Raw genomic sequence first — 19,271 nt, forward strand, 5'->3', positions numbered from 1 at the left:
TACCGCGGCCGTGACCCTCTGGATGGCGACCCGGCGGTGATCGAGCACGGCCCCCGACCGGTCAGCCCACTCGGGTCGGCCACCAGGCCCGGCCGTCCGTGACGCACGACCGGTGATAGGTGGCAGCGGGGGTACGCGTCGCTGGGTTCCGGTCAGCGGGGCGCGCCCGTGGGGCACCCGTCGACGAAGACCTGCCCACGGTGCTCGCCGCCGGCGAGGACGCGCGCGCACGGCGACGGCCGAGCCGGCGGTGTGCGCCGAGCCGGTCAGGGCCACGCAGGACGGCATGGCGGACTTCCCTGCGGCAGCAGAGGCAGCGCACTTTACGAAAGTTTCCAGGTTTATTGCCATGAGGTGACCCGGGGGAGTGGGATCGCTTCATGCCCCCAGAGAGGCGCTCCCCGGGGAGATCGGGAGCAAGGGGACAGGCTATAGGGAGTGTGGAAGGGCCGGGTCGGTCCTCTTACCCAAAGCGATGTCGGATTCCGTGTGCTCCAGTGCGAACCTCGCCGCGCCGATCGCGACGGAGTCGCTGCCGAGGCCGGACGCCACGACCTCGGGCGGATAGAGGCACGTCCGGTTCAGGTGCTCCTGGATGGGCTCGACCAGCAGGGCGCCCCCGCTCGCCAGTGAGCCTCCGATGATGACCATCTCCGGATCGAAGGGGGCCACCACCGTCACCAGGCCCTCCGCCAGCCCCACCGCGAGTTCCGTCACCGCCTCCGCGGCCCGCTGGTCGCCGGCCGAGGCCTGGGTGAAGGCGAACTCCGCGGCCTGCGCCGGCGAGCGCAGCTCTCCCGGTTCGACCGACATCGCGAAGTCCATGACCGGGCCGAAGACCTGCCACAGGCCGGTGGCGTGTTCCGCGATCTCGCCCGAGGCCGAGTGGGCCCCGCGGTACGGCTTCCCCCCGATCAGCATGCCCAGCGACATGCGGTTTCCCGCGAAGAGGTAGAGCACGTCCATGCGCTCGACGGCGGCGCCGCGCCACTGCTCGGCAAGGACGGCGAGCCGCACGTCGTTCTCGACCACCACGGGCGCCGAAATGCGCTGCGACAGCTCGTCCTGGAGCCCGAGGCCCGACCACCCGGTCAGCACGGAGCTCTTCACCACCCGGCCCGTCCCGTCGACGACCCCGGTGGTCCCCACCCCTACGGCCATGGGGTGCTGTCCCATCTCCTCGGAGCACTCGGCGACGAAGCGCTCGATCGCGTCGAGACGCTCGCCCACGGTCATGTCGGGGAAGATCGCCGCCTTGCCGGACTGGACGACCTGACCGCTCAGGTCGGCCCCGACCGCCTGCAGCCGGTAGGCGCCCACGCTCAGCCCGAGGACCCGTCCCGCCGAGGCGCGGAAGCGGTAGCGCTTGGCGGGGCGGCCGCGCAGTCCGCGCTCCTGGCCGCATTCCTCGGCCCACCCCTGCTCCAGCAGCTCTTCCATGATCGTCTCAACGGTGGGCCGGGAAACCTGCACGAGCTGGGCCAACTCGGTCAGCGTGGCCGCTTCGCGGTGGCGCAGGACGCGCAGTACGGCGGCGGAGTTCAGCCGTCGCAGGAGGGAGGCGTCACCGCCGTGATGGTTCATGCTCGCATCCTACTTACGAAAGTTCACGAAAAAACCTAGCGCTTCGGATGTCGTCGCGGCTGGGCCTCCGTGATCCGGCCTGAGGCCCCGAACGCGCGGCTGTGCAGGGATGCTGGCGCAATCGGAGCATGCGGCAGTCACCTCCCGGCGAGGCGAGTCACCGTGGCCCTCCCGGGCCACTTAGCAAAACTCTTTGCATATAGGTCTTGACCGCCGCGTGGGCCGACCGGTTGACTCCTGCCTCATCCGCACGAAGCCCGGAGGCGTCACGGTGACGCCTCGGCTCCCGTGCCGGCCCGCGAGCACCCGGCGAATCGGGCAACCCGTTCTCTGACTGGCTGAGGCAGCAACACCTGTGATGAGTACGACGACACCTGCGACGAGTACGACGACCGCGCCCGAGGCCGGGAACCGCCCGGGCGCAGAACACATCCACGTGCCGCCACGAGCCGTGCACCCGACCGCACCCCGGTCGTTCGCCGTGGTTCCGCCCGCCACCACTCACCACAGGAGGTGAACGTGTCGGCCGCCGCATCCGCCACGCCCCGTCCGGACACGCCCCCACACGATCCACCGCGCGATCGGCGCACCCGCCCGCGCGCGCCGGCGAGGGCGACGGGACGCGGGCTCGCCGCCAGACGGCCCCTCCGTGAACGCCTCAAGCGTGACCGGGTACTGCTGCTCCTGTGCGTGCCCGGCGTCCTGTACTTCGCGGTGTTCTTCTACCTCCCTCTGGCGGGCAACGTCATCGCCTTCCAGGACTACCAGACCTATCTGGGCTTCCAGCAGAGCCCGTTCGTCGGCTGGAAGAACTTCACCGCACTCCTGGAGCAGCCCGAGTTCTGGTCCGCCGTGTGGAACACACTGGAGATCAGCGTCGTCCAACTGTTCCTGTACTTCCCGGCGCCCATCGCCCTCGCGCTCTTCCTCAACTCCCTGATCAGCAGCAGGACCCGTCGGTTCATGCAGACCGTGGTCTACCTGCCGCACTTCCTGTCCTGGGTCGTGGTCGTGGGCATGTTCCAGCAGGTCTTCGGCGGCGCGGGCACGGTGACGAGCCTGCTCAACGACAACGGCGTCTCCGTCGGCAACATCATGAACAACCCCGACACGTTCATCCTGCTGCTCACCTCCCAGGCCGTCTGGAAGGACGCCGGCTGGGGGGCGATCATCTTCCTCGCCGCGATGGCCTCCATCGACAACTCGCTCTACGAATCAGCGGCCATGGACGGCGCCGGCCGGCTACGTCGCATGTGGCACATCACCCTGCCCGGCATCCGCCCCGTGATGATCATGCTGCTGATCCTGCGGCTCGGCGACATCCTCTCCGTCGGCTTCGAGCAGATGCTGCTCCAGCGCGACGCGGTCGGCGTGGAAGCGGCGGAAGTGCTCGACACCTACGTCTACTTCCACGGCGTCGTCGACGGCGACTGGGGGATGTCCACCGCCGCCGGTCTCATGAAGGGCGTCATCGGATTCATCCTGATCGTCCTCGCGAACAAGCTCGCTCACCGCCTCGGCGAGCAGGGGGTCTACCGATGAGCATGGTCCCGCTTTCGACGGTTCTCGGCAGGGCCCGACGCGACCGCCGCCCGAGCGAGCGCCCCGCGTGGATGGAACAGCCCAGCCGGACGGGCCAGGGGCTCAAACTGCTGGTCGTCCTCGCGATGGTCGTCGCGGTCGGCTACCCGTTCCTGCTCGCCATCGGCACCAGTCTGTCGACCAAGGCCGAACTGGCGGCCAACGGCGGCTACGTCCTCATCCCCGCGCATCCGACCCTGGAGGCCTACCGGGTGGTGCTCTCCGGTGGCGTCGTCACCAGGGCCGCGCTGGTCAGCATCGGCATCACCCTCGTCGGCACCGCACTGAGCCTGCTGTGCACGATCTGCCTCGCCTACGGACTCTCACGGCCCGGGACCCTCGCAGGGAAGCCACTGCTCCTCATCGTGGTGGGCACCTTCCTCTTCACACCGGGCATCATCCCCAACTACCTGGTGGCGCAGGAACTCGGGCTGCTCGACACCTACGGCGCGATGGTCGTGCCCATCATGCTCAACGCCTTCAACGTCATCGTGGTGCGGGCCTTCTTCCAAGGCATCCCGGAAGAGCTGCACGAGGCCGCGCGCCTCGACGGCGCCGGCGAGCTGAAGGTCCTGCTGAGGATCGTGCTCCCGCTGTCCAAAGCGGTGATCGCCGTCGTCGGCATGTTCTACGCGGTCACCTACTGGAACAGCTTCTTCAACGCGATGCTCTACATCAACGACCCGGACAAGCTGCCGCTGCAGGTCGTCCTGCGCTCGTACGTCCTCCAGGGCGACACGTTCAACGCCAAGGCGATGGGCGTCAGCGTGCTCCCGGCCAGCACCTCGCTGTCGATGGCCGTGCTCGTCCTCGCCGTCCTGCCGATCATCGCCGTCTACCCCTTCCTGCAGAAGTACTTCGCCAAGGGCGTCCTCACCGGCGCGATCAAAGCCTGAGCCCCGTGGCCCAGCGACCGTCCACGCCCTCCGCCTCCCCACCGCCCCTGGTCTCGCGCCCCTCCCGTTCTCGCCGAAGGAGAGCAATGTCCTCCAGAAACCTCAACCGTCGTGGATTCCTCGGCGCGGCCGGCGTCGCCGGCCTGACCGTCGCGGGTGGTGGTGCTCTCGCCGCCTGCAGCACCGGAACAGGAACGTCCGGTGGTGGCGGCGCGGAGGCCTCGGCCAGGGTCAAGCTGCCGACGTACGTTCCGGCGAAGGTCGCCGCGCCGGACCTTCCCGGCAACGGCCAGGGCCTGGACCCCGCGTACCTGCGCTACCCCAAGGACCCCACCCGCAGCGTCTCCGCGATGCCCGGGGACGGCAAGCCGGTCACCGTCCTGACGGAGACGTTCACCACCGCGGCGCCGGCGATGAACCGCAACGCCTACTGGCAGGAGCTCAACAAGCGGATCGGTTCGGAACTGCGCATGACCATCGTCAACGGCCTCGGTGCCGAGGACGTCTACCGCGCGAAGTTCAACGCGACCGTCGCCGGCGGAGACCTGCACGACCTGATGTGGTTCCCCCCGAACCAGGGCCTGAAGAACGTACCCGCGCTCCTCGGCGCCAAGTTCCACGACCTGACGCCGTACCTGGGGGGAGACGCCGTCAAGAAGTACCCCAACCTGGCCAACATCCCCGACTTCGCCTGGCGGACCGCCGTCTTCAACGGCAGGATCTGGGGCGTCGCCGTCCCGTACGGCCGCATGGGCCAGGTCTACGTGGTCAACGAGGACTTCTGGAAGCCCGTCGGCGGAGCGCGGTTCGACAGCGCCCAGGACTTCCTCGACAAGGGCAAGGAGCTGCTCGACACCAAGCGCAAGAAGTACGTGCTGGAGCCCGCCTACGTCAACCACCTCAACCAGTTCGCACTGTGGCACGGAGCCCCCAACGGCTGGCGGCTGGACGGCGGCAAGCTCACCCACGCGTTCGAGACGGACGAGTTCTTCGCCGGTCTCGAGTTCGCGCTCAAGTGTCAGCAGGCGCAGCTCTTCTGGCCGGACCCCAACCTCGCCACCACCCTGGAGAAGCTGGAGGGTGGTTTCCTCGGCGCCCACGTCCAGTCCTTCCCCGGGTTCCTCAACGACAGCGCCATGTACGACTGGCCGGCAAAGATCATCGTCCCCTTCGCCGCCGAACCGGGCGTCAAGCCGAGCTTCAACTTCGGCTACGGATCGGTCGGGTTCACCGCCATCAGCAACAAGGTGCCCAAGGAGCGCATCGAGACGCTGCTTCAGATCATGAACTACCTCTGCGCGCCCTTCGGCTCCGAGGAGCGCCTCTTCCTCGACTACGGCCTGGAGGGCACCCACCACACCCGCTCCAAGGACGGCGACGTCACGCTCAACACCAAGGGCAACGCCGAGGTGCTCACCACCCGGCAGGCCATCACCTTCTTCGGAAACGCCCCGCAGACCCTCTACCTGCCCGGCAAGCCGGAGATCACCAGCTCCATCCACCGGACCGAGGTCGAACTGATGAAGATCGCCCGCGTCAATCCGACCACGGGCCTCTTCTCCGACACCAACTCGAACAAGGGCGCCTCCGCGTCCGGCGACTTCTACAGCGCCCTCACGGACCTCGTGGCCGGCCGCAAGCCGCTCTCCTCCTTCAAGAAGGAGATCCTTCCCGCCTGGCGGCGAGCGGCGGGCGACGCGACGCGTCGCGAGTTCGAGAAGGCCCTCGCCAAGGGGGGTTCCAAGTGACCGACGACCTGCGCATCGGCGTCATCGGCCTCGGACTCCGGCGCAACCTCGCCGACGCCGCCCATCGTCCGGGCCGGGGCTCGGTCGTCGCAGCGGTCGCCGACACCGACCCGGCGGTCCGGAGCGGGGTCCCCGAGCGCTTCCCCGGCGCGACGGCCTTCGGCGACCACCGTGCACTCCTCGCCGACGACACCGTCGACGCCGTCATCGTCGCCACCCCCGACGACACGCACGAGGCCATCGCCCGCGACGCCCTGGAAGCCGGCCGGGCGACCTACGTGGAAAAGCCCCTGGGCATCACCGTCGAGCAGTGCGACACCATCCTGCGCACCGCGTACGAGACCGGTAGCCGCCTCTACGTCGGGCACAACATGCGGCACATGGGCGTCGTCCGGCTGATGCGCGACATCATCGCGCGCGGTGACATCGGTGAGCCGAAGACCGTGTGGGTACGGCACTTCGTCTCGTACGGAGGTGACTACTACTTCAAGGACTGGCACGCCGACCGCCGCCGCACCACCGGACTGCTTCTGCAGAAGGCGGCCCACGACATCGACGTGATCCACTGGCTGGCCGGCGGATACACCCAGCGCGTCAACGCCCTGGGAGACCTCATGGTCTACGGCGACCTCCCGCGTCGCGAACCCGGCACACCACGCCCGGAGGGCTGGCTGCGCCAGTTCGAGTGGCCCCCGGGCGCGCGCAGGAACCTGCACCACATCGTGGACGTCGAAGACGTCTCCGTCATGAACATGCGACTGGACAACGGTGTGGTCGCGGCCTACCAGCAGTGCCACTTCAGCCCCGACTACTGGCGGAACTACACGGTCATCGGAACCGAGGGCAGGCTGGAGAACTTCGGTGACCGGCCCGGCGACGAAGTCCGGGTCTGGAACACCGGGCCGACCGACTACCGCGCCGACGCCGACGCCGTCCACAAGGTGCCGGACGCGCAGGGCGGACACGGCGGCGCCGACGAACGCGTCATCGACGAGTTCTGCCGCTTCGCCCGCGCCGGCGGAGCCACGGACACCTCGCCCGTCGCCGCCCGCATGAGCGTGGCTGCCGGGGTCATGGCGACCCGCTCGCTACGCGAGAACGGCACGGCCCACGAGGTGCCACCCCTGGACCCCGACCTGGTCGCCTACTTCACCGACGGCCAGCGGCGGACGACTGCCCCGGCCTAGACGGACAAGCGTCCCGACCAGCCCCGGCACCGCCCCGCCGCAGGACAGCGGCAGCCGAACCGGCGCGGCAGAACCCTCCGCGCCGCCCAACCGCAGCACCGCCCCGGCCCTCGCACGCAGCAGGGCCGGGGCGGTCGCGTCGCCGGGGGAGACCAGCCGGAGTTCGCCGACAGTTGCCCTGCGGGCACCGGCTCGTCACGGACGGCCGCGCGGCGGCGCTGCGGATTCGTCAGTCGGCGTAGTACTGGTCGTAGAGGGCGGTGCGCTCCTCCACTGAGAAGTCCTCGAACTCTCCGTCCGCCTCGAGCTCGCGCAGTCGATCCAGTGCCGCAGCGGCAGCAGGTGCACGGTCGGCCGAGAGGTGGGTCTTCGTCGCGTCGAGCCCGCTCCCGAGCAGGAGTTCGACGTCGATCGAGCACGCGGCGTCGAAGCCGGCCTGCTTCGCACTCCAGACCAGGAGCACGTCGTCGAGGTCGCCGTTGTTGAACAGCTGAACACAGCAGAGCTTCATCAGCACGGTGTCGCCCTCGCCCTGGGAGCGTCGCTCACGCGCCGTGTGCCCCCTGAGGAGTGCACGGATCTCGTCGAGGTCCGCGCCGACGGGGCGAAGCCCGTAGCGGCAGAGACTTTCCCTCTCGTCCATGGCTGCCCTCCTTGATCGTCCGGCCCCTGGCCCGTCCGCCCCGCCCATCGCCGCTCGACCGGACGACGGCCCTCTGCCGGTCACCGTACGCACACCGGTGGCCGCCGGACCACGCAGGCCGGCGGCCACCGGCGCAGATGACTCCTGCCGGAATCGACTACCAGATCCACATTCCTCCGCGAGGGGAAGGGGCGCCGCTCCCGTCGACACCGACCACGTGGGCCGACTCAGGGCCCATGCTGGACCCGTCGTCCAGCGGAACGACGAAGCGGTGCTCCCCGAAATGCAGGGCGAGGAACCGCTCCGGCTCCTCCTCACAACCGTCGACGGTCAGACCGATGTAGCGGCGCATGAGGTCCAGCGACCCCGCTGCGGGGAAGTGCCACTCCGCGCCCCCGTACACGCCCAAGGGGTCGCTCAAGGACCGCAGTACCGGCCCGTCGAAGTGCAGCTCGACGTAATCGCGCACGAAAGCCACGGCGCTGACCTCCAGACCCATCAGCTGTCGGAGGCCGCCGTCCGAGTCGTTCGCTCTGTTCACGGGCCCATGCTGTCAGAAGCCGCTGCCCCCCTCGACCACGTGGTCGCCTGGCCGACTCAGGATCGGTAGATCGGAAAGACCCACGGGTCGGCTTCGCAGCCGGCTCCACGCGCGGGCAGGACGGAAGACTGCGCGGGGAGGACGGAAGACTGCGCATGGAGGACGGAAGACATGGAGGACGGAAGACGTCCCGGCACGCGGACGGGGCCGACGGCGCAGCCGTCGGCCCCGTCCCTCACCGGAGGCTTCAGCAGGTGCCGGCCGGCCGTTCCCGGGTCACCAGGTCGGTGGAGCCGGTGGTCGCGTCCAGCCAGGCGACCTGACGGGCCGCCCCGGCGGCCGGGTAGCCCTGCTCACCGCGGTTGCAGGAGACCCGCTCGCGACGGGAGCCGTCGAGGGTCAGCTGCCACAGCTTGGGCAGCGACTCGTTGCGGTACCGGGTGTCGGGCGTCTGCGCCACGAAGGTCAGCGCGTCCTGCGAGACCGTCAGGTCGGAGGGGATGAAAGCGCCGGGCTTGCGCTCGCTGCTGACGACGTGGGCATCGCGGCCGTCCAGGCCGGAGCTGATGACCGACATCAGGCCACCGTCGCTCCCGTCGGTGTCGGCCAGCCAGAACACGTTCTTGCCGTTGATGCCGGTCTGCCCGAGGCTCACCGGCTCGTCGAGCTGCTCGGCCATGACCGCCACGCCGGTGGCGAGGTCGACGACCTCCACGCCCAACCGGTAGGAACCGCCCTGCGGGTACAGCTTCGCGTAGGCGATCCTGTTGTCGCTGATGGAGGGCAGCGCGGTCAGGGTGGTCCACTTCTTCCCGTCGGTGAAGACCGGGGTCTTGTCGGTGGGCCGCAGATAGCCGACGTGCCGACCGCCGAGGACGTCGTACTCCTCGAACACGACCGTGTTCTTCTCCACCCGCAGGCCCGCGACGCCGGTCGCCGAGCTGTACAGGGTCTTGATCGGGCCGCCCGCGACGGGACGGGAGAGGACGTCCACCGAGGTCGGGCCGTACGCCGTCCACACCACGGTCCTGCCGTCGGTGGCCGGGGAGGTGTGGTACCGGCCGTCGTTGGGGCTGATCACCTTCGGGGCGCCGCTGCCGTCCAGACGGCCGGCGTAGACGGAGTACGGCTCGGAGCCGTCGTCGTTGGACTTCGACGCCGTCCACCAGCCCCCGCCCGCGCCCACCCCGGATTCGGTGGTGTTCAGCGTGCCGAAGAGGGCGTCGGAGTCGACGCCGAGTGCCTGCTCCCAGCCCGGGACGATGCCGTGGGCGTTGAACGAGCGCTTGACGACGTTCTGCTGCCCGGCGCTCGCGCCCAGCGCCGCGGCCGCGGCGAGCACCGCGCCCCGGGCCTCGGTGAACCCGTCGAGCGGCGTCATGTACTCGTTGACGGCCTTGTACACGATCTTGTCGGCAAGGGTGCCGCCGAGGTCTTCGCGCATGTCCCACAGCGCACCGGAGAAGATGGTCGAGTTCAGGTGCACGCCCCCGTTGTCGGTGGCGAACGACACCCCCAGGAAGCTCTTCGAGGTCGTGGCCCCGTCGTTGAGGTCCCGCAGCGCGCAGTCGGACGGGGCCTTCGTACGGCACAGGTTCTCGCCGATCAGGCCGGCGGCGGCGTCGCTCATCGGCGTCCCGCTCGCGGTGACGTCGATCGCGTTGCCGAAGTAGTCGGCCAGGGCCTCGTTCAGGGCGCCGGACTGGCCCGCGTAGACCAGGTTCGCCGTGTGCTCGATGACCCCGTGGGTCATCTCGTGGCCGACGACGTCCGTGTCGGCCGACATCGGCTTGAACTCCGAGTCGCCGATTCCGTAGACCATCTTGGTGCCGTCCCAGAACGCGTTGGCGTAGGGCAGGCCGTAGTACGTCACGCCGACCAGGGAGTTGACCGCCCCGCCGTTCCCGTCGAGGCTGTCGCGCCCGAGGTTCTTCTTGTAGAAGTCGTAGACCTGGCCCGCGTTCCAGTGGGCGTCCACAGCGCCCGAATCCGTCGCCGCGGCTCCGAAGGCGGTGTTCGGGGAGGAGAACATCGTGATGCCGGAGGGCCACGTCCCGGAGGTCTCCGACACGGACTTGCCTCGGGCGTCCCACGTCCCCAGGAGACTCTTGCTGGTGGCCCGCATTCGGCTCGGGTCCGCGAGCAGGTAGGTGCCGGCCGCCGGGTCGTAGGCGATGTCCAGGGAGGCCGTGGTGCCGCTCAGCCGGGCACCGGATCCGCTCTCGGGGACGAGGTTCGGGGGAGCGGCCGGCGGGTCGAGCGCCGTCGGTCCCCCGGCGGCCTCCCCGGCCGTCCGGGCCGCCGGGGCCGTCATCGTCTTCAGCGCGCTGTACCGGAGCGCCGGGTAGCCCGACCGGGCGTCCACGTACACCTCGTCCACGACGGGCGCCCCGGTGCCGGGCGCGGTCCCGCGCACCGTGACGCGGTAGGTGAGGACGCCGTCCCCACGGGGCAGGACGACGAGCCCCTTGGCCTCACCCGTCATGCCGGTGGCCGCCGGAGCGCCCGACTCGGCGCGCGGTGCCTGCTCCTTGTCGAGTGCCGCCCCGAACCGGCGGGCCGTGGCGGCCACCGCGCGTCGGACCGCGACGTCCTCGGAGACCTGGGGGGTGACGTCGGTGCTCAGGGCCGTGAAGTAGTGCCCGGACGTGCCGGTGACGACCCGCTTGCCGTCCTGCCTCTGCATGCGCACCACGTACTGGCCGCCCAGGACGTCGACACCGCGATGCTTCTGCTGCAGCCGGACCGTCTCGTTCCTGGATCCGGTCGCCGTTGCCGACACGGGGACGAGGTCGCTGCCCGCGCGGGGAATCTTGTAGCGGCTCTTGTTCGCCGCGAGGTGCCCCCGTGCCGCGTCGGCCGGGGTGGCCTTGGCGTCGACGGACTCCCGTATGCCCTCGACGAGCACCGGGGTGGCGGTGTCCTGGCCGGGGACGACGTTCGAGGGGCCGGGGTCGGCGGCCCACGCCGCCGGTGCCTGCAGGGTCATTGCGGCGGCCAACAGAACCGCTAATCCTCCGGCGGATCGGAGTGGTTTCCGCCATATTTGTCGGGTCGACGGGGTCGGATCCGGCGAACCTGCACTGAACTCGGGCAAAGGGTCTCCTCAACCATGAGTGCCTGTGGCGTTGCTGTGAGTCGCCGCCATACAAGCGCCGCAGATGCCGTGCGACCAGAGCCGAGGGCCCCTCAGAAGTGGCCATGCACAGATGTGAGGGACCTGCGGAGGCAGCCAGAATCCCGGCATGATCGAAACCGACCCGCACGACCGGACCCCGGCCCCGACCCCCGAGGACAGCAGCACGGCACTCCCCGCGCCCAACGACCCGGCCGCTGCATTGCGCGGACTCATCCAGCGTCGCCAAGCACTCCTGCACCGGGAGTCGGCGGAACTGAAGTCCCTGCGCACCTACGCGGACCGGCTGGCCCGCGAGCTTCCGGCACCGCTCGCATCACCTCCTGAACCCCCGGCCGGTGTCGAGATCCTCATCGACACCGAAGCGGCCGGGACCCGCCTGGCCACCATGCTCGAAGCCGCCGAGACGGAGGTACTGATCCTCGACCGTGCGACCGGAACGCCCGGAAGGGCCCAGAAGACCGGCGCGGAGCGCATCCGCCGCTTGCTGGCGCGTGGCGTCGCCATACGGATCGTCACCGACCGGCGCGCTACCGACTTCCCCGACCGGGCGCAGGACCTGATCGCCCTCACCGGCCTCGGTCTCCAGGCCCGGATCGCGCAGCGGCTGTCCACAGGCCTCGTCCTCGTGGACCGTCGTACGTGCCTGCTGCCCCCGCCGCCCGGCCAGAACGAAGCAGGCGCAGCGGCCCTGGTGTTCGGCGACTGCCTGCTGCACCGCGCCGCCCTGCCGCTGTTCGAATCCCTGTGGGACCGCGCCACCCCGCTCGCCGGCCCGGGCGGCCCCGAAGGTCCCCCCACCTCGAACCAACGCGAACTGCTCGGGCTGCTCGCCTCCGGCCTGAAGGACGAGACCATCGCGCGGCGCCTCGGTGTGCACGTGCACACCGCCCGCCGGCGCATCACCCGCATGCTGGAGGAACTCGACGCCGACACCCGCTTCCAGGCCGGCGTCCAGGCGGCCACCCGTGGCTGGCTTCCGCCGCGCGCCGAGGCATCGGGCGATTCCGAGGCGTAGGGCGGGCGTGTGTCGAAGGTGCGGGCGACGGTGGACGTCTCGTCGTACTGCTGGAGGTTCTTCGTCCGTGACCCAGCGGACAGGCGGTCGATGTGCCGGGGCACGGCTGCCGGTCGGCCCGCACCGACGGGGCCGCGGCGCCCGGGCGCCGGCCGTTGGTAGCGTGATCATGTTGGTAGGAAACAGCTCGGGGGTGTCGCGGTGGCCGCGGAGGTTGTTGTCAGGGCAGGGCTCGCATACGGGGCCGGCCGCAAGCTCATCGATGTCTACGGTCCTGCCGGCACGTCGGAGTCCGTGCCGGCGGTGTTGCTCTGGCACGGCAGGGGCCCGGACGAGCGGGACGTCCTCGCGCCCATCGCCCGCGCGGCGGCGGAGCGGGGCGTCGTCGTCCTGGTGCCGGACTGGCGTCCCGATGCTCCGGACGGCGGGCGGGCGCATCTGCGGGAGTCGGCCGATTTCGCGCGGCAGCAGGTAGCCGCATTCGGCGGGGACCCCGAGCGGATCGTGCTCGCCGGTTGGTCACTGGGGGCCAAGGCCGCGATGGGCGTCGCCCTGGACCCCGCCGGTTTCGGCACGTGGCGGCCGCTGGCCGTGGTGGGGATCGCCGGTGCGTACGGCTCGGCCGCGCCGACCACCGGCACCGCCCCGATCGACGACGTCCGCCGGGGCGGAAGGCCGATGACGCCGATCCCGGTGTGGCTGGTGCACGGCACCGCCGATCCGGTGGTGGATGTCGAGCGTTCACGCGAGCTGCGCACGGCCCTTGAGGAACAGGGCCGGCCGGTGACACTCGACGAGGTCGCGACGGACCACGCCGGCGTCATCATGACCGAGTTCGTCCCCGAGCACGCTCGCTGCCTGCCCAGCACCGCCGACCACGCGGTCGCGGCGGGATCGCGGACCGCCGACGTACTGGCCCGCGCCGCTGGAATCACCGCCTAGTACTCCAGGGGGCCGCCCGCCCCGACGGCAGTGGGGCGCCGACACGCCTCGTGCACGTGCGGTCCTCGGGGGGCGAGCGGTCACCAGCACGGCACCTGCCGGTCCCGGGCGCCGGCCTGTCCGAGGACGCGGTGCCGTGTTTCCGTGGCACCGCGCTGGGCAGGCGGGGACGTATGGATCGGTCTTCCACGTCCAGGGCGACCTGGTGGCCCCCGAGGTACTCAAGGGGCGTGAGGACCTGCTCGGCACCACCAGCCCGTCCGTCCTCGTGTACGCCGCCCTCGACGGCTGACGACGCCAGATGGTCGAGCACGGCAAAGCCCTCTACGACGACGCGCTCGCCCTCGCCGGAGAGGTCCGCGACCGGATCTCCCGCATCGACGGCCTCCACGTCCAGGGCCGCACCGACTTCTGCGGCCCCGGCAAGGCCACCGACCTGGACCCCCTCCAGATCGTCGTCGACATCAGCGCCTGCCAGGTCACCGGCTACCGCGCGGCCGACTGGCTGCGCCGCAACCACCGCGTCAATCTCCACGTCTGCGACCACCGCCGCGTCAGCGCCCAGCTCACCCACGCCGACGACCACCACACGGCCGACACCCTGCTCACCGCTCTCACCGACGTCGCCGCCCACGCCCCCCGACTGCGCACGGGACAGCCCGTGCGCGTTCCCTCGCCCGCCGAACTGCGCCTCGAGCAGGCGGCACTGCCCAGGGACGCCTTCTTCGGGCGCACCGAGCAGATCCCGTGGGACCGGGCCGCGGGGCGCATCGCCGCGGAGATGCTCACTCCGTACCCGCCCGGCATCCCGGCCGTGCTCCCCGGTGAACGCCTGACCGCGGCCGTTCTTGGCTATCTGCGCACCGGAATAGAGGCGGGCATGGTCGTGCCGGATGCTGTCGACACCCGGGAGACCAGTGTCAGGGTGCTGTGCGAGGAAGAATGAAGCGTGAGGAGGCGGCCATGTCCGCGGATCCCCTGTCCCGGCCGGCATCTTCAGCCACCGACCCGGCGGTCGAGTGCCGGCTGCTGTTGGTGCGGCACGCGAAGGCCGTGCCGAAGGGCCGGCCGATCGACGACTTCGATCGTCCGTTGAGCAAGCGTGGAAGGGCCGACGCGCCCCGGACGGGCCGTTGGCTCGCGGACTCCGGTCTCGAGCCGGACCTGGTGCTGTGCTCCCCGGCCCGCAGGACGCGGCAGACCTGGCAGCTCGCGGTCCTCGCCCTGGACGACCCGCCGCCCGCGGTGTACGACGAGCGGCTCTACAACGCCGCCCCGAGCCGGCTGGTCGCCGTACTGGCGGAGCGGGGGCAGGGCCTGCGCACCGTGCTCCTGGTCGGCCACAACCCGGGCATCCACGAGCTCGCCACCGGACTGTGCGGGAACGGCCCCCCGGACCTGGTGGAGCGGGTGAGGGCGGGCTTCCCGACCTCGGGCGTGGTGGTGCTCGACGTGCCGGGAGGCTGGCAGTCCCTCTCGCCCGGCAGTGGGACGGTGAGCGCCTTCTGGGCCCCGTCCGACTGAACCCGTTGGCCCTCGTCGGGCACCCGTTGGCACCCGTAGGAAACTCGCGGACTGGTTCGTCCGGCCGCCCTGGAGCTCTCTGCCGGGACCGTTCCCGCCTTACCCCAGGGCGGCCGTCTCGCTGTCCAGCAGGTCCAGCAGCGGTGCCCTGTGGAGTGCGGCGACGGGTTCGAGCAGGTCCGGGTGGCGCAGCAGGGGTGCGGCGTCGTGCTCGTGGTCGCCGGGGCGGGTGAGTCGGGTGAGCTCGCCGGCCTGCCCGCGATCGGCGAGGTGGTGGGCGAGGGCGGGGTCCGCGAGGAGGCAGGCCGCCCAGCTGACGACGGTCTCGTCCACCCAGGACCGCCAGTCCGCGTCGGCGTCGCCACCGTGATCGGCGCCGGTCAGCCCGTCCAGCCGGGGGCTTCCGCCCGGGCCGAGGAGGTGCAGGATCTCGGCGTCGAGCGGGGTCGGGTACCGCAGGGCCGCGGCGAGGGTGACGGCCTGCTGGGCCTGTGCCTCGGCCAGGGCCCTGCTGTACGCGCCCGGGGCGGGCGGGAAGGCGGTCAGCAGCCAGCGGGTGGCGGCGGCTATGACGGGTGCGAGTTCGGCGGACACGGCGGCTTCCTCCGGGGCGTGCTCGCCCGGACCCTGCCGGGGCCCGCGAGCTGCGGCGCGAAGCTGCGCCGCTCCGCTCGTGGCCGACCAGCGTAGCCGGAAGCGGGGGCGTGCGGCATGACGCACGTCACCGTACGTCCAGGGCGGCGGCGCGCCGCCCTGGACGGGGGTGTCAGGACGTGCCGCGGCCGGTCACGAAGTCGCGTGCCCGGTCCACCAGACCGGCGCCCGGGGCGAGGAGCTTGCTGGCGGTCGGGCTGCTGGGCGCGGCGGGGTGCGGGCGGGTGGGCGCCATGGCCTTGGAGCGGCGGATCTTGTCACCGAGCTCGTCCAGCTGCTGCGGCGTACAGGCCCGCTTCAGCATCGGGAAGAGGTTGCGCTCCTCGTCCTGGATGTGGGCCGCGACCTCGTCCATGAGCTGCTGGAGGAGCGGGCTCATCTGCGCGTCGTCGGTGCTCATCTTCTCCAGCCGCTTGAGCATCTTCTCGACGCGCCCGTGGTCCTCGATCTCCTTGTCCGCCATCGGCCCGCCGCCTTCGACGTGCTCGCGCACCGCCGGGTAGAGGTACTGCTCCTCGGCGACCGAGTGCCGCACCAGCTCGATGGTGACCTCGTCGATGAGATCGCGGAGCTGCTGCCCGGCACCGGTCATGGCTTGCATCCGGGCGAACATCTCCTCCACCTCCCGGTGATCGGCCATCAGCTCGTCGATCACATTCCCACCGTGTCCCATGTCGCCTCCGTATGTGGTTCGGGTCCGGCCTGTCCGGCCCGAACCGATCGGTTCCCCGCCGGACCTGGGGACGCCCGGCCGCTCGGCGCGTCTCACCCGCTCGGAGGAGGGGGCCGCACCCGTTGCCGGGACGATGAGGGGGGAAGCGGGTGGTCTCACTGCCGGCTGCGCCCAGCGCCCAGCAGCCGCGCGAGTGACCAGGTGGTGATCAGGCGGTCCGCGCCCAGACCGACCCGCGCCGCGCGTGCGTAGCCGGTGCTCTGCCAGTGCAGCTGCTCGGGGGCGTGGGCGTCGGTGTCCACGGCGAACCGACAGCCGGCCGCTGCCGCCTGTACGAGGAGGTCGTCCGGCGGGTCGCGTCGCTCGGGCCGGCAGTTGATCTCCACGGCGGTACCGGCTTCCGCGCAGGCGGCGAAGACGGCAGGGGCGTCGAAGCGGGACTGCGGGCGGCCCCGGCCGGTGACGATCCGTCCCGTGCAGTGCCCCAGGACGTCGACGCGCGGGTTGCGTACCGCGGCCAGCAGGCGGGCGGTCATCGGCTCGGGTTCCGAGCGGAGCTTGGAGTGCACGGACGCGACGACGATGTCGAGCCGGTCGAGCAGGTCTGCGTCCTGGTCGAGCGAGCCGTCGTCGAGGATGTCGCACTCGATCCCGGTGAGCAGCCGGAAGTCCGGGCCCATGCGGGCATTCACGGCGGCCACGGCCTCCAGTTGGCTCCTCAACCGGTCCGGGCTCAGCCCATGGGCGATCGTCAGCCGCGGCGAGTGATCGGTCAGAACAGCCCACCGGTGTCCCAGGGCGCGGGCCGCTTCGGCCATCTCCTCGATCGGGCTGCCACCGTCCGACCAGTCGGAGTGCAGGTGGCAGTCCCCGGTGCTCGCGGCCGCGAGGTCCCAGCCCGCTCGGGCCTCCGGCTCCGCCTCGGCCTCCAGCCGGGCCAGGTAGCGTGGTACGGCGCCGGTCGACGCCTGGGAGATCACTTCGGCGGTCACCGGGCCCACCCCGCGGATGTGCACGGCCTGGGCGGCGTCCACCGGCCCAGGCGGAAGGTCGCGGACGGCGTCCGCCGCCGTGTGGAAGGCCCGCACCCGGTACGGGGACGCCCCTCGCCATTCGAGGAGGAAGGCGATCCGGCGCAGGGCTTCGTCCGGGGTCACGGCAGGGGGGTTCCGCCGGTGGCGTTGACGATCTCGCCGGTGATGTAAGAAGCCTGGTCGGAGGCGAGGAAGACGTAGGAGGGCGCCATTTCCGCCGGCTGCGCGGGCCGGCCCAGCGGCGACTGCTCGCCGAACCTCGTCGGGTCGGGCATCGTCGCCGGGATCAGTGGCGTCCAGACCGGCCCCGGCGCGACGGCGTTGACCCGGACACCGCGCTCGGCCAGCATCTGCGCCAGGCTGTGGGTGAAGGAGATGATCGCGGACTTGGTCATGGCGTAGTCGAGGAGGTGCGGGCTGGGCTGATAGCCCTGCACCGAGGCCGTGTTGATCACGGAGCCGCCACGGGGGATGTGGGCCAGCGCGGCCTTGGTGAGCCAGAACATTCCGTAGAGGTTCGTCTTCATCACCCGGTCGAACTGCTCGGTGGTGATCGCCTCGATCCCGTCGGGCTGGGCCATCTGGTAGGCGGCGTTGTTGACGAGCAGGTCGATGCCGCCCAGCTCGCCCACCGCCTTGTCGACGAGGGCGGTGCACTCGTCCTCGTACCGGATGTCGCACGCGACGGCCACCGCTGTGCGGCCCGCCTCGCGGATCAGGCGGGCGCTCTCCTCGGCCTCCTCGGCCTCCTCGGGCAGGTGGGCGAAGACGACGTCGGCGCCCTCCCGTGCGAAGGCCAGGCAGACGGCCCGCCCGATGCCGGAGTCCCCACCGGTGACCAGTGCCCTGCGACCGCGTAGCAGGCCGTGGCCCTGGTAGGAGTCCTCGCCGTGGTCGGGGCGCGGAGCCATCGCCTCCGTCGAGCCGGGAGGGTCCTGTTCCTGCTCGGGGAACGGGGGACGGGCATGGAGCGACACCGGGTCGGTGGTGCGCGGCTGGTCGTGGGAGGGCATCGTGGTCCCCTTCCGGCAGGTTCACGAGTGGGAAGTCAGGTGGAGGACGGGTAGGCGGCGGCCTTGAGGCGGCGCGCCAGGTGTGCGGTGTTCGCGGCCAGGGTCCTGGTCGTGGCCGCGGTCTTCTCGGGGGTCTTGTCGAGGTCCTGGTAGTCGTTGCCCTGCATGGCTTCGCCGACCCAGTAGGTGACGGCGTTCGGAGCCAGGGAGAAGCCGACGTCGTTCAGGCCCTGGAAGAGTTCCGCACTGACGTGGTGGGCGCCGTCCTCGTTGCCGACCACACACACGGCGGCGGCCTTGCCGTAGGTGAGCATGCGGCCCTCGTCGTCGCTCTCGCCCAGCTCGGCGTCGAGGCGTTCCAGGACCCGCTGGGCGATGCTGGAGGGGTGGCCGAGCCAGATGGGCGTGGACAGCACCACGATGTCGCAGCCCATGATCGTGTCGCGGATCTCCGGCCAGGCGTCACCGCCGCCCATGTCGACCTCGACACCCGGTTTGACGTCGTGGTCCGCGATCCGGATCACCTTCCCGGTGACGCCGTGGTCGGCGAGGGCGGCCATGGTCTGCTCGGCGAGCAGCTGCGAGCTGGACGGCTTCGGCGACGGCGAAAGCGTGCAGACCAGCGCTACGGCGCGCAGCGGCGTGGCTTCAGTAGTGGTGTCCATGTGGATCCGGCTACCCCGAGGGTCGGGCCGTATCCACCGTGCATGGTGATACCCACCGAGCGAGGGCGGGCCCGGCCCAGCAGCCGGCGTCTCTTGCCGTCGGATCCGGAGCGGCCCCCGAACCCCCAGCACCCGGCGTCTTCGGGTGACGATGGGCAGGCCCGAGTCCGGAGCCGGTGACCGGCCCGCACCCACCACTGGTGCGGGCCGGTCTTCACCCTGCCGGGCCCCACGGACGGGGGGAGAGCGCGGGGCCCAGACGGAGCGGCCATGTCATCCGCTCCACTCCCGCATGCCCGGGAACCTGGTCCCCATGCACACTGTTCCGCCGCTCTGGGGGGGGTGCCTCTATGTCTTTCGTCAAGCGAGGCGTGGGGTTCTGGGTTCGTAGAAGGTGCCGTCGCGGAGCATCGCGAAGAGCACGCTGATGCG

15 protein-coding genes and 2 pseudogenes are annotated in these 19,271 nt (G+C 70.9%); 8 read left to right on the forward strand and 9 right to left on the reverse strand.

The annotated features are described in order from the left end of the window. Nucleotides 1–429: 429 nt before the first annotated feature. Nucleotides 430–1,584 carry an ROK family transcriptional regulator gene (locus AB0M16_RS20405; RefSeq protein WP_365344751.1) on the reverse strand — a complete coding sequence of 385 codons (1,155 nt, stop codon included), beginning with the start codon at nucleotides 1,582–1,584 and terminating at the stop codon, nucleotides 430–432. A gap of 636 nt (nucleotides 1,585–2,220) precedes the next feature. Here AB0M16_RS20405 and AB0M16_RS20410 point away from each other — a divergent pair. From AB0M16_RS20410 to AB0M16_RS20425, 4 genes and pseudogenes are all read left to right on the forward strand, one after another. Next, a pseudogene (locus tag AB0M16_RS20410) lies at nucleotides 2,221–3,126 on the forward strand (ABC transporter permease subunit); the annotation flags it as partial. Continuing rightward, entirely contained in the window at nucleotides 3,123–4,061 is a 939-nt protein-coding gene (locus AB0M16_RS20415; RefSeq protein ID WP_365344753.1) for a carbohydrate ABC transporter permease, read from the forward strand. The pseudogene AB0M16_RS20410 and the gene AB0M16_RS20415, both read left to right, overlap by 4 nt. Nucleotides 4,062–4,147: 86 nt before the next feature. After that, nucleotides 4,148–5,809, forward strand: coding sequence for a hypothetical protein (locus tag AB0M16_RS20420; protein WP_365344755.1), 1,662 nt, complete (start codon nucleotides 4,148–4,150; stop codon nucleotides 5,807–5,809). Beyond that, nucleotides 5,806–6,996, forward strand: a complete 1,191-nt coding sequence (locus AB0M16_RS20425; protein WP_365344757.1) for a Gfo/Idh/MocA family oxidoreductase — start codon at nucleotides 5,806–5,808, stop codon at nucleotides 6,994–6,996. Before AB0M16_RS20420 ends, AB0M16_RS20425 begins: the two co-directional genes overlap by 4 nt. A gap of 229 nt (nucleotides 6,997–7,225) precedes the next feature. Here AB0M16_RS20425 and AB0M16_RS20430 read toward each other — a convergent pair whose 3' ends face one another. The 3 genes from AB0M16_RS20430 to AB0M16_RS20440 all read right to left on the reverse strand — a co-directional run bounded on the left by AB0M16_RS20430 (nucleotide 7,226) and on the right by AB0M16_RS20440 (nucleotide 11,181). Next, on the reverse strand, nucleotides 7,226–7,639 hold the full coding sequence (locus AB0M16_RS20430; RefSeq protein WP_365344759.1) for a hypothetical protein: 414 nt from the start codon (nucleotides 7,637–7,639) through the stop codon (nucleotides 7,226–7,228). Between the two features lie 157 nt (nucleotides 7,640–7,796). After that, a complete protein-coding gene (locus tag AB0M16_RS20435) occupies nucleotides 7,797–8,180 on the reverse strand; it encodes a hypothetical protein (protein WP_365344761.1) in 384 nt (127 codons plus the stop codon). 247 nt (nucleotides 8,181–8,427) lie between these two features. Further along, nucleotides 8,428–11,181 carry a M4 family metallopeptidase gene (locus AB0M16_RS20440; RefSeq protein WP_365344763.1) on the reverse strand — a complete coding sequence of 918 codons (2,754 nt, stop codon included), beginning with the start codon at nucleotides 11,179–11,181 and terminating at the stop codon, nucleotides 8,428–8,430. Between the two features lie 244 nt (nucleotides 11,182–11,425). Here AB0M16_RS20440 and AB0M16_RS20445 point away from each other — a divergent pair, with 244 nt between their 5' ends. The 4 genes and pseudogenes from AB0M16_RS20445 (at nucleotide 11,426) to AB0M16_RS20460 (ending at nucleotide 14,800) form a co-directional block, all read left to right on the forward strand. Beyond that, nucleotides 11,426–12,334 carry a hypothetical protein gene (locus AB0M16_RS20445; RefSeq protein ID WP_365344765.1) on the forward strand — a complete coding sequence of 303 codons (909 nt, stop codon included), beginning with the start codon at nucleotides 11,426–11,428 and terminating at the stop codon, nucleotides 12,332–12,334. Nucleotides 12,335–12,637: 303 nt separating this feature from the next. Further along, on the forward strand, nucleotides 12,638–13,276 hold the full coding sequence (locus tag AB0M16_RS20450; RefSeq protein WP_365344767.1) for an alpha/beta hydrolase: 639 nt from the start codon (nucleotides 12,638–12,640) through the stop codon (nucleotides 13,274–13,276). A 175-nt stretch (nucleotides 13,277–13,451) separates the two neighbouring features. Then, nucleotides 13,452–14,222, forward strand: a pseudogene (locus AB0M16_RS20455) (ornithine decarboxylase); the annotation flags it as partial. Between the two features lie 17 nt (nucleotides 14,223–14,239). Next, entirely contained in the window at nucleotides 14,240–14,800 is a 561-nt protein-coding gene (locus AB0M16_RS20460; protein ID WP_365344769.1) for a histidine phosphatase family protein, read from the forward strand. Nucleotides 14,801–14,899: 99 nt separating this feature from the next. On the opposite strand, the gene AB0M16_RS20465 is transcribed toward AB0M16_RS20460, so the two are convergent. From AB0M16_RS20465 to AB0M16_RS20485, 5 genes are all read right to left on the reverse strand, one after another. Next, nucleotides 14,900–15,394 carry a hypothetical protein gene (locus AB0M16_RS20465; RefSeq protein ID WP_365344772.1) on the reverse strand — a complete coding sequence of 165 codons (495 nt, stop codon included), beginning with the start codon at nucleotides 15,392–15,394 and terminating at the stop codon, nucleotides 14,900–14,902. Between the two features lie 172 nt (nucleotides 15,395–15,566). Further along, nucleotides 15,567–16,127 carry a hemerythrin domain-containing protein gene (locus AB0M16_RS20470; RefSeq protein WP_365344774.1) on the reverse strand — a complete coding sequence of 187 codons (561 nt, stop codon included), beginning with the start codon at nucleotides 16,125–16,127 and terminating at the stop codon, nucleotides 15,567–15,569. A gap of 155 nt (nucleotides 16,128–16,282) precedes the next feature. Continuing rightward, nucleotides 16,283–17,284 (reverse strand): PHP domain-containing protein, encoded by a 1,002-nt coding sequence (locus AB0M16_RS20475; protein ID WP_365344776.1) that lies wholly within the window; start codon nucleotides 17,282–17,284, stop codon nucleotides 16,283–16,285. After that, nucleotides 17,281–18,174: an SDR family oxidoreductase gene (locus tag AB0M16_RS20480; protein WP_365344778.1), complete on the reverse strand. Its 894-nt coding sequence runs from the start codon at nucleotides 18,172–18,174 to the stop codon at nucleotides 17,281–17,283. The genes AB0M16_RS20475 and AB0M16_RS20480 overlap by 4 nt, the downstream gene beginning before the upstream one ends. Nucleotides 18,175–18,209: 35 nt before the next feature. Beyond that, nucleotides 18,210–18,839: an NAD(P)H-dependent oxidoreductase gene (locus AB0M16_RS20485; RefSeq protein ID WP_365344780.1), complete on the reverse strand. Its 630-nt coding sequence runs from the start codon at nucleotides 18,837–18,839 to the stop codon at nucleotides 18,210–18,212. Between the last annotated feature and the right edge of the window lie 432 nt (nucleotides 18,840–19,271).

Source organism: Streptomyces sp. NPDC051921 (assembly GCF_040680975.1).
Taxonomy (GTDB): Bacteria; Actinomycetota; Actinomycetes; order Streptomycetales; family Streptomycetaceae; genus Streptomyces.

Bases quoted from the DNA above. Each gene is read 5' to 3' on its own strand.
- AB0M16_RS20405 (WP_365344751.1), bottom strand. From the start codon at position 1,584: ATGAACCATCACGGCGGTGACGCCTCCCTCCTGCGACGGCTGAACTCC.
- AB0M16_RS20415 (WP_365344753.1), top strand. From the start codon at position 3,123: ATGAGCATGGTCCCGCTTTCGACGGTTCTCGGCAGGGCCCGACGCGAC.
- AB0M16_RS20420 (WP_365344755.1), top strand. From the start codon at position 4,148: ATGTCCTCCAGAAACCTCAACCGTCGTGGATTCCTCGGCGCGGCCGGC.
- AB0M16_RS20430 (WP_365344759.1), bottom strand. From the start codon at position 7,639: ATGGACGAGAGGGAAAGTCTCTGCCGCTACGGGCTTCGCCCCGTCGGC.
- AB0M16_RS20445 (WP_365344765.1), top strand. From the start codon at position 11,426: ATGATCGAAACCGACCCGCACGACCGGACCCCGGCCCCGACCCCCGAG.
- AB0M16_RS20460 (WP_365344769.1), top strand. From the start codon at position 14,240: ATGTCCGCGGATCCCCTGTCCCGGCCGGCATCTTCAGCCACCGACCCG.
- AB0M16_RS20470 (WP_365344774.1), bottom strand. From the start codon at position 16,127: ATGGGACACGGTGGGAATGTGATCGACGAGCTGATGGCCGATCACCGG.
- AB0M16_RS20480 (WP_365344778.1), bottom strand. From the start codon at position 18,174: ATGCCCTCCCACGACCAGCCGCGCACCACCGACCCGGTGTCGCTCCAT.
- AB0M16_RS20485 (WP_365344780.1), bottom strand. From the start codon at position 18,839: ATGGACACCACTACTGAAGCCACGCCGCTGCGCGCCGTAGCGCTGGTC.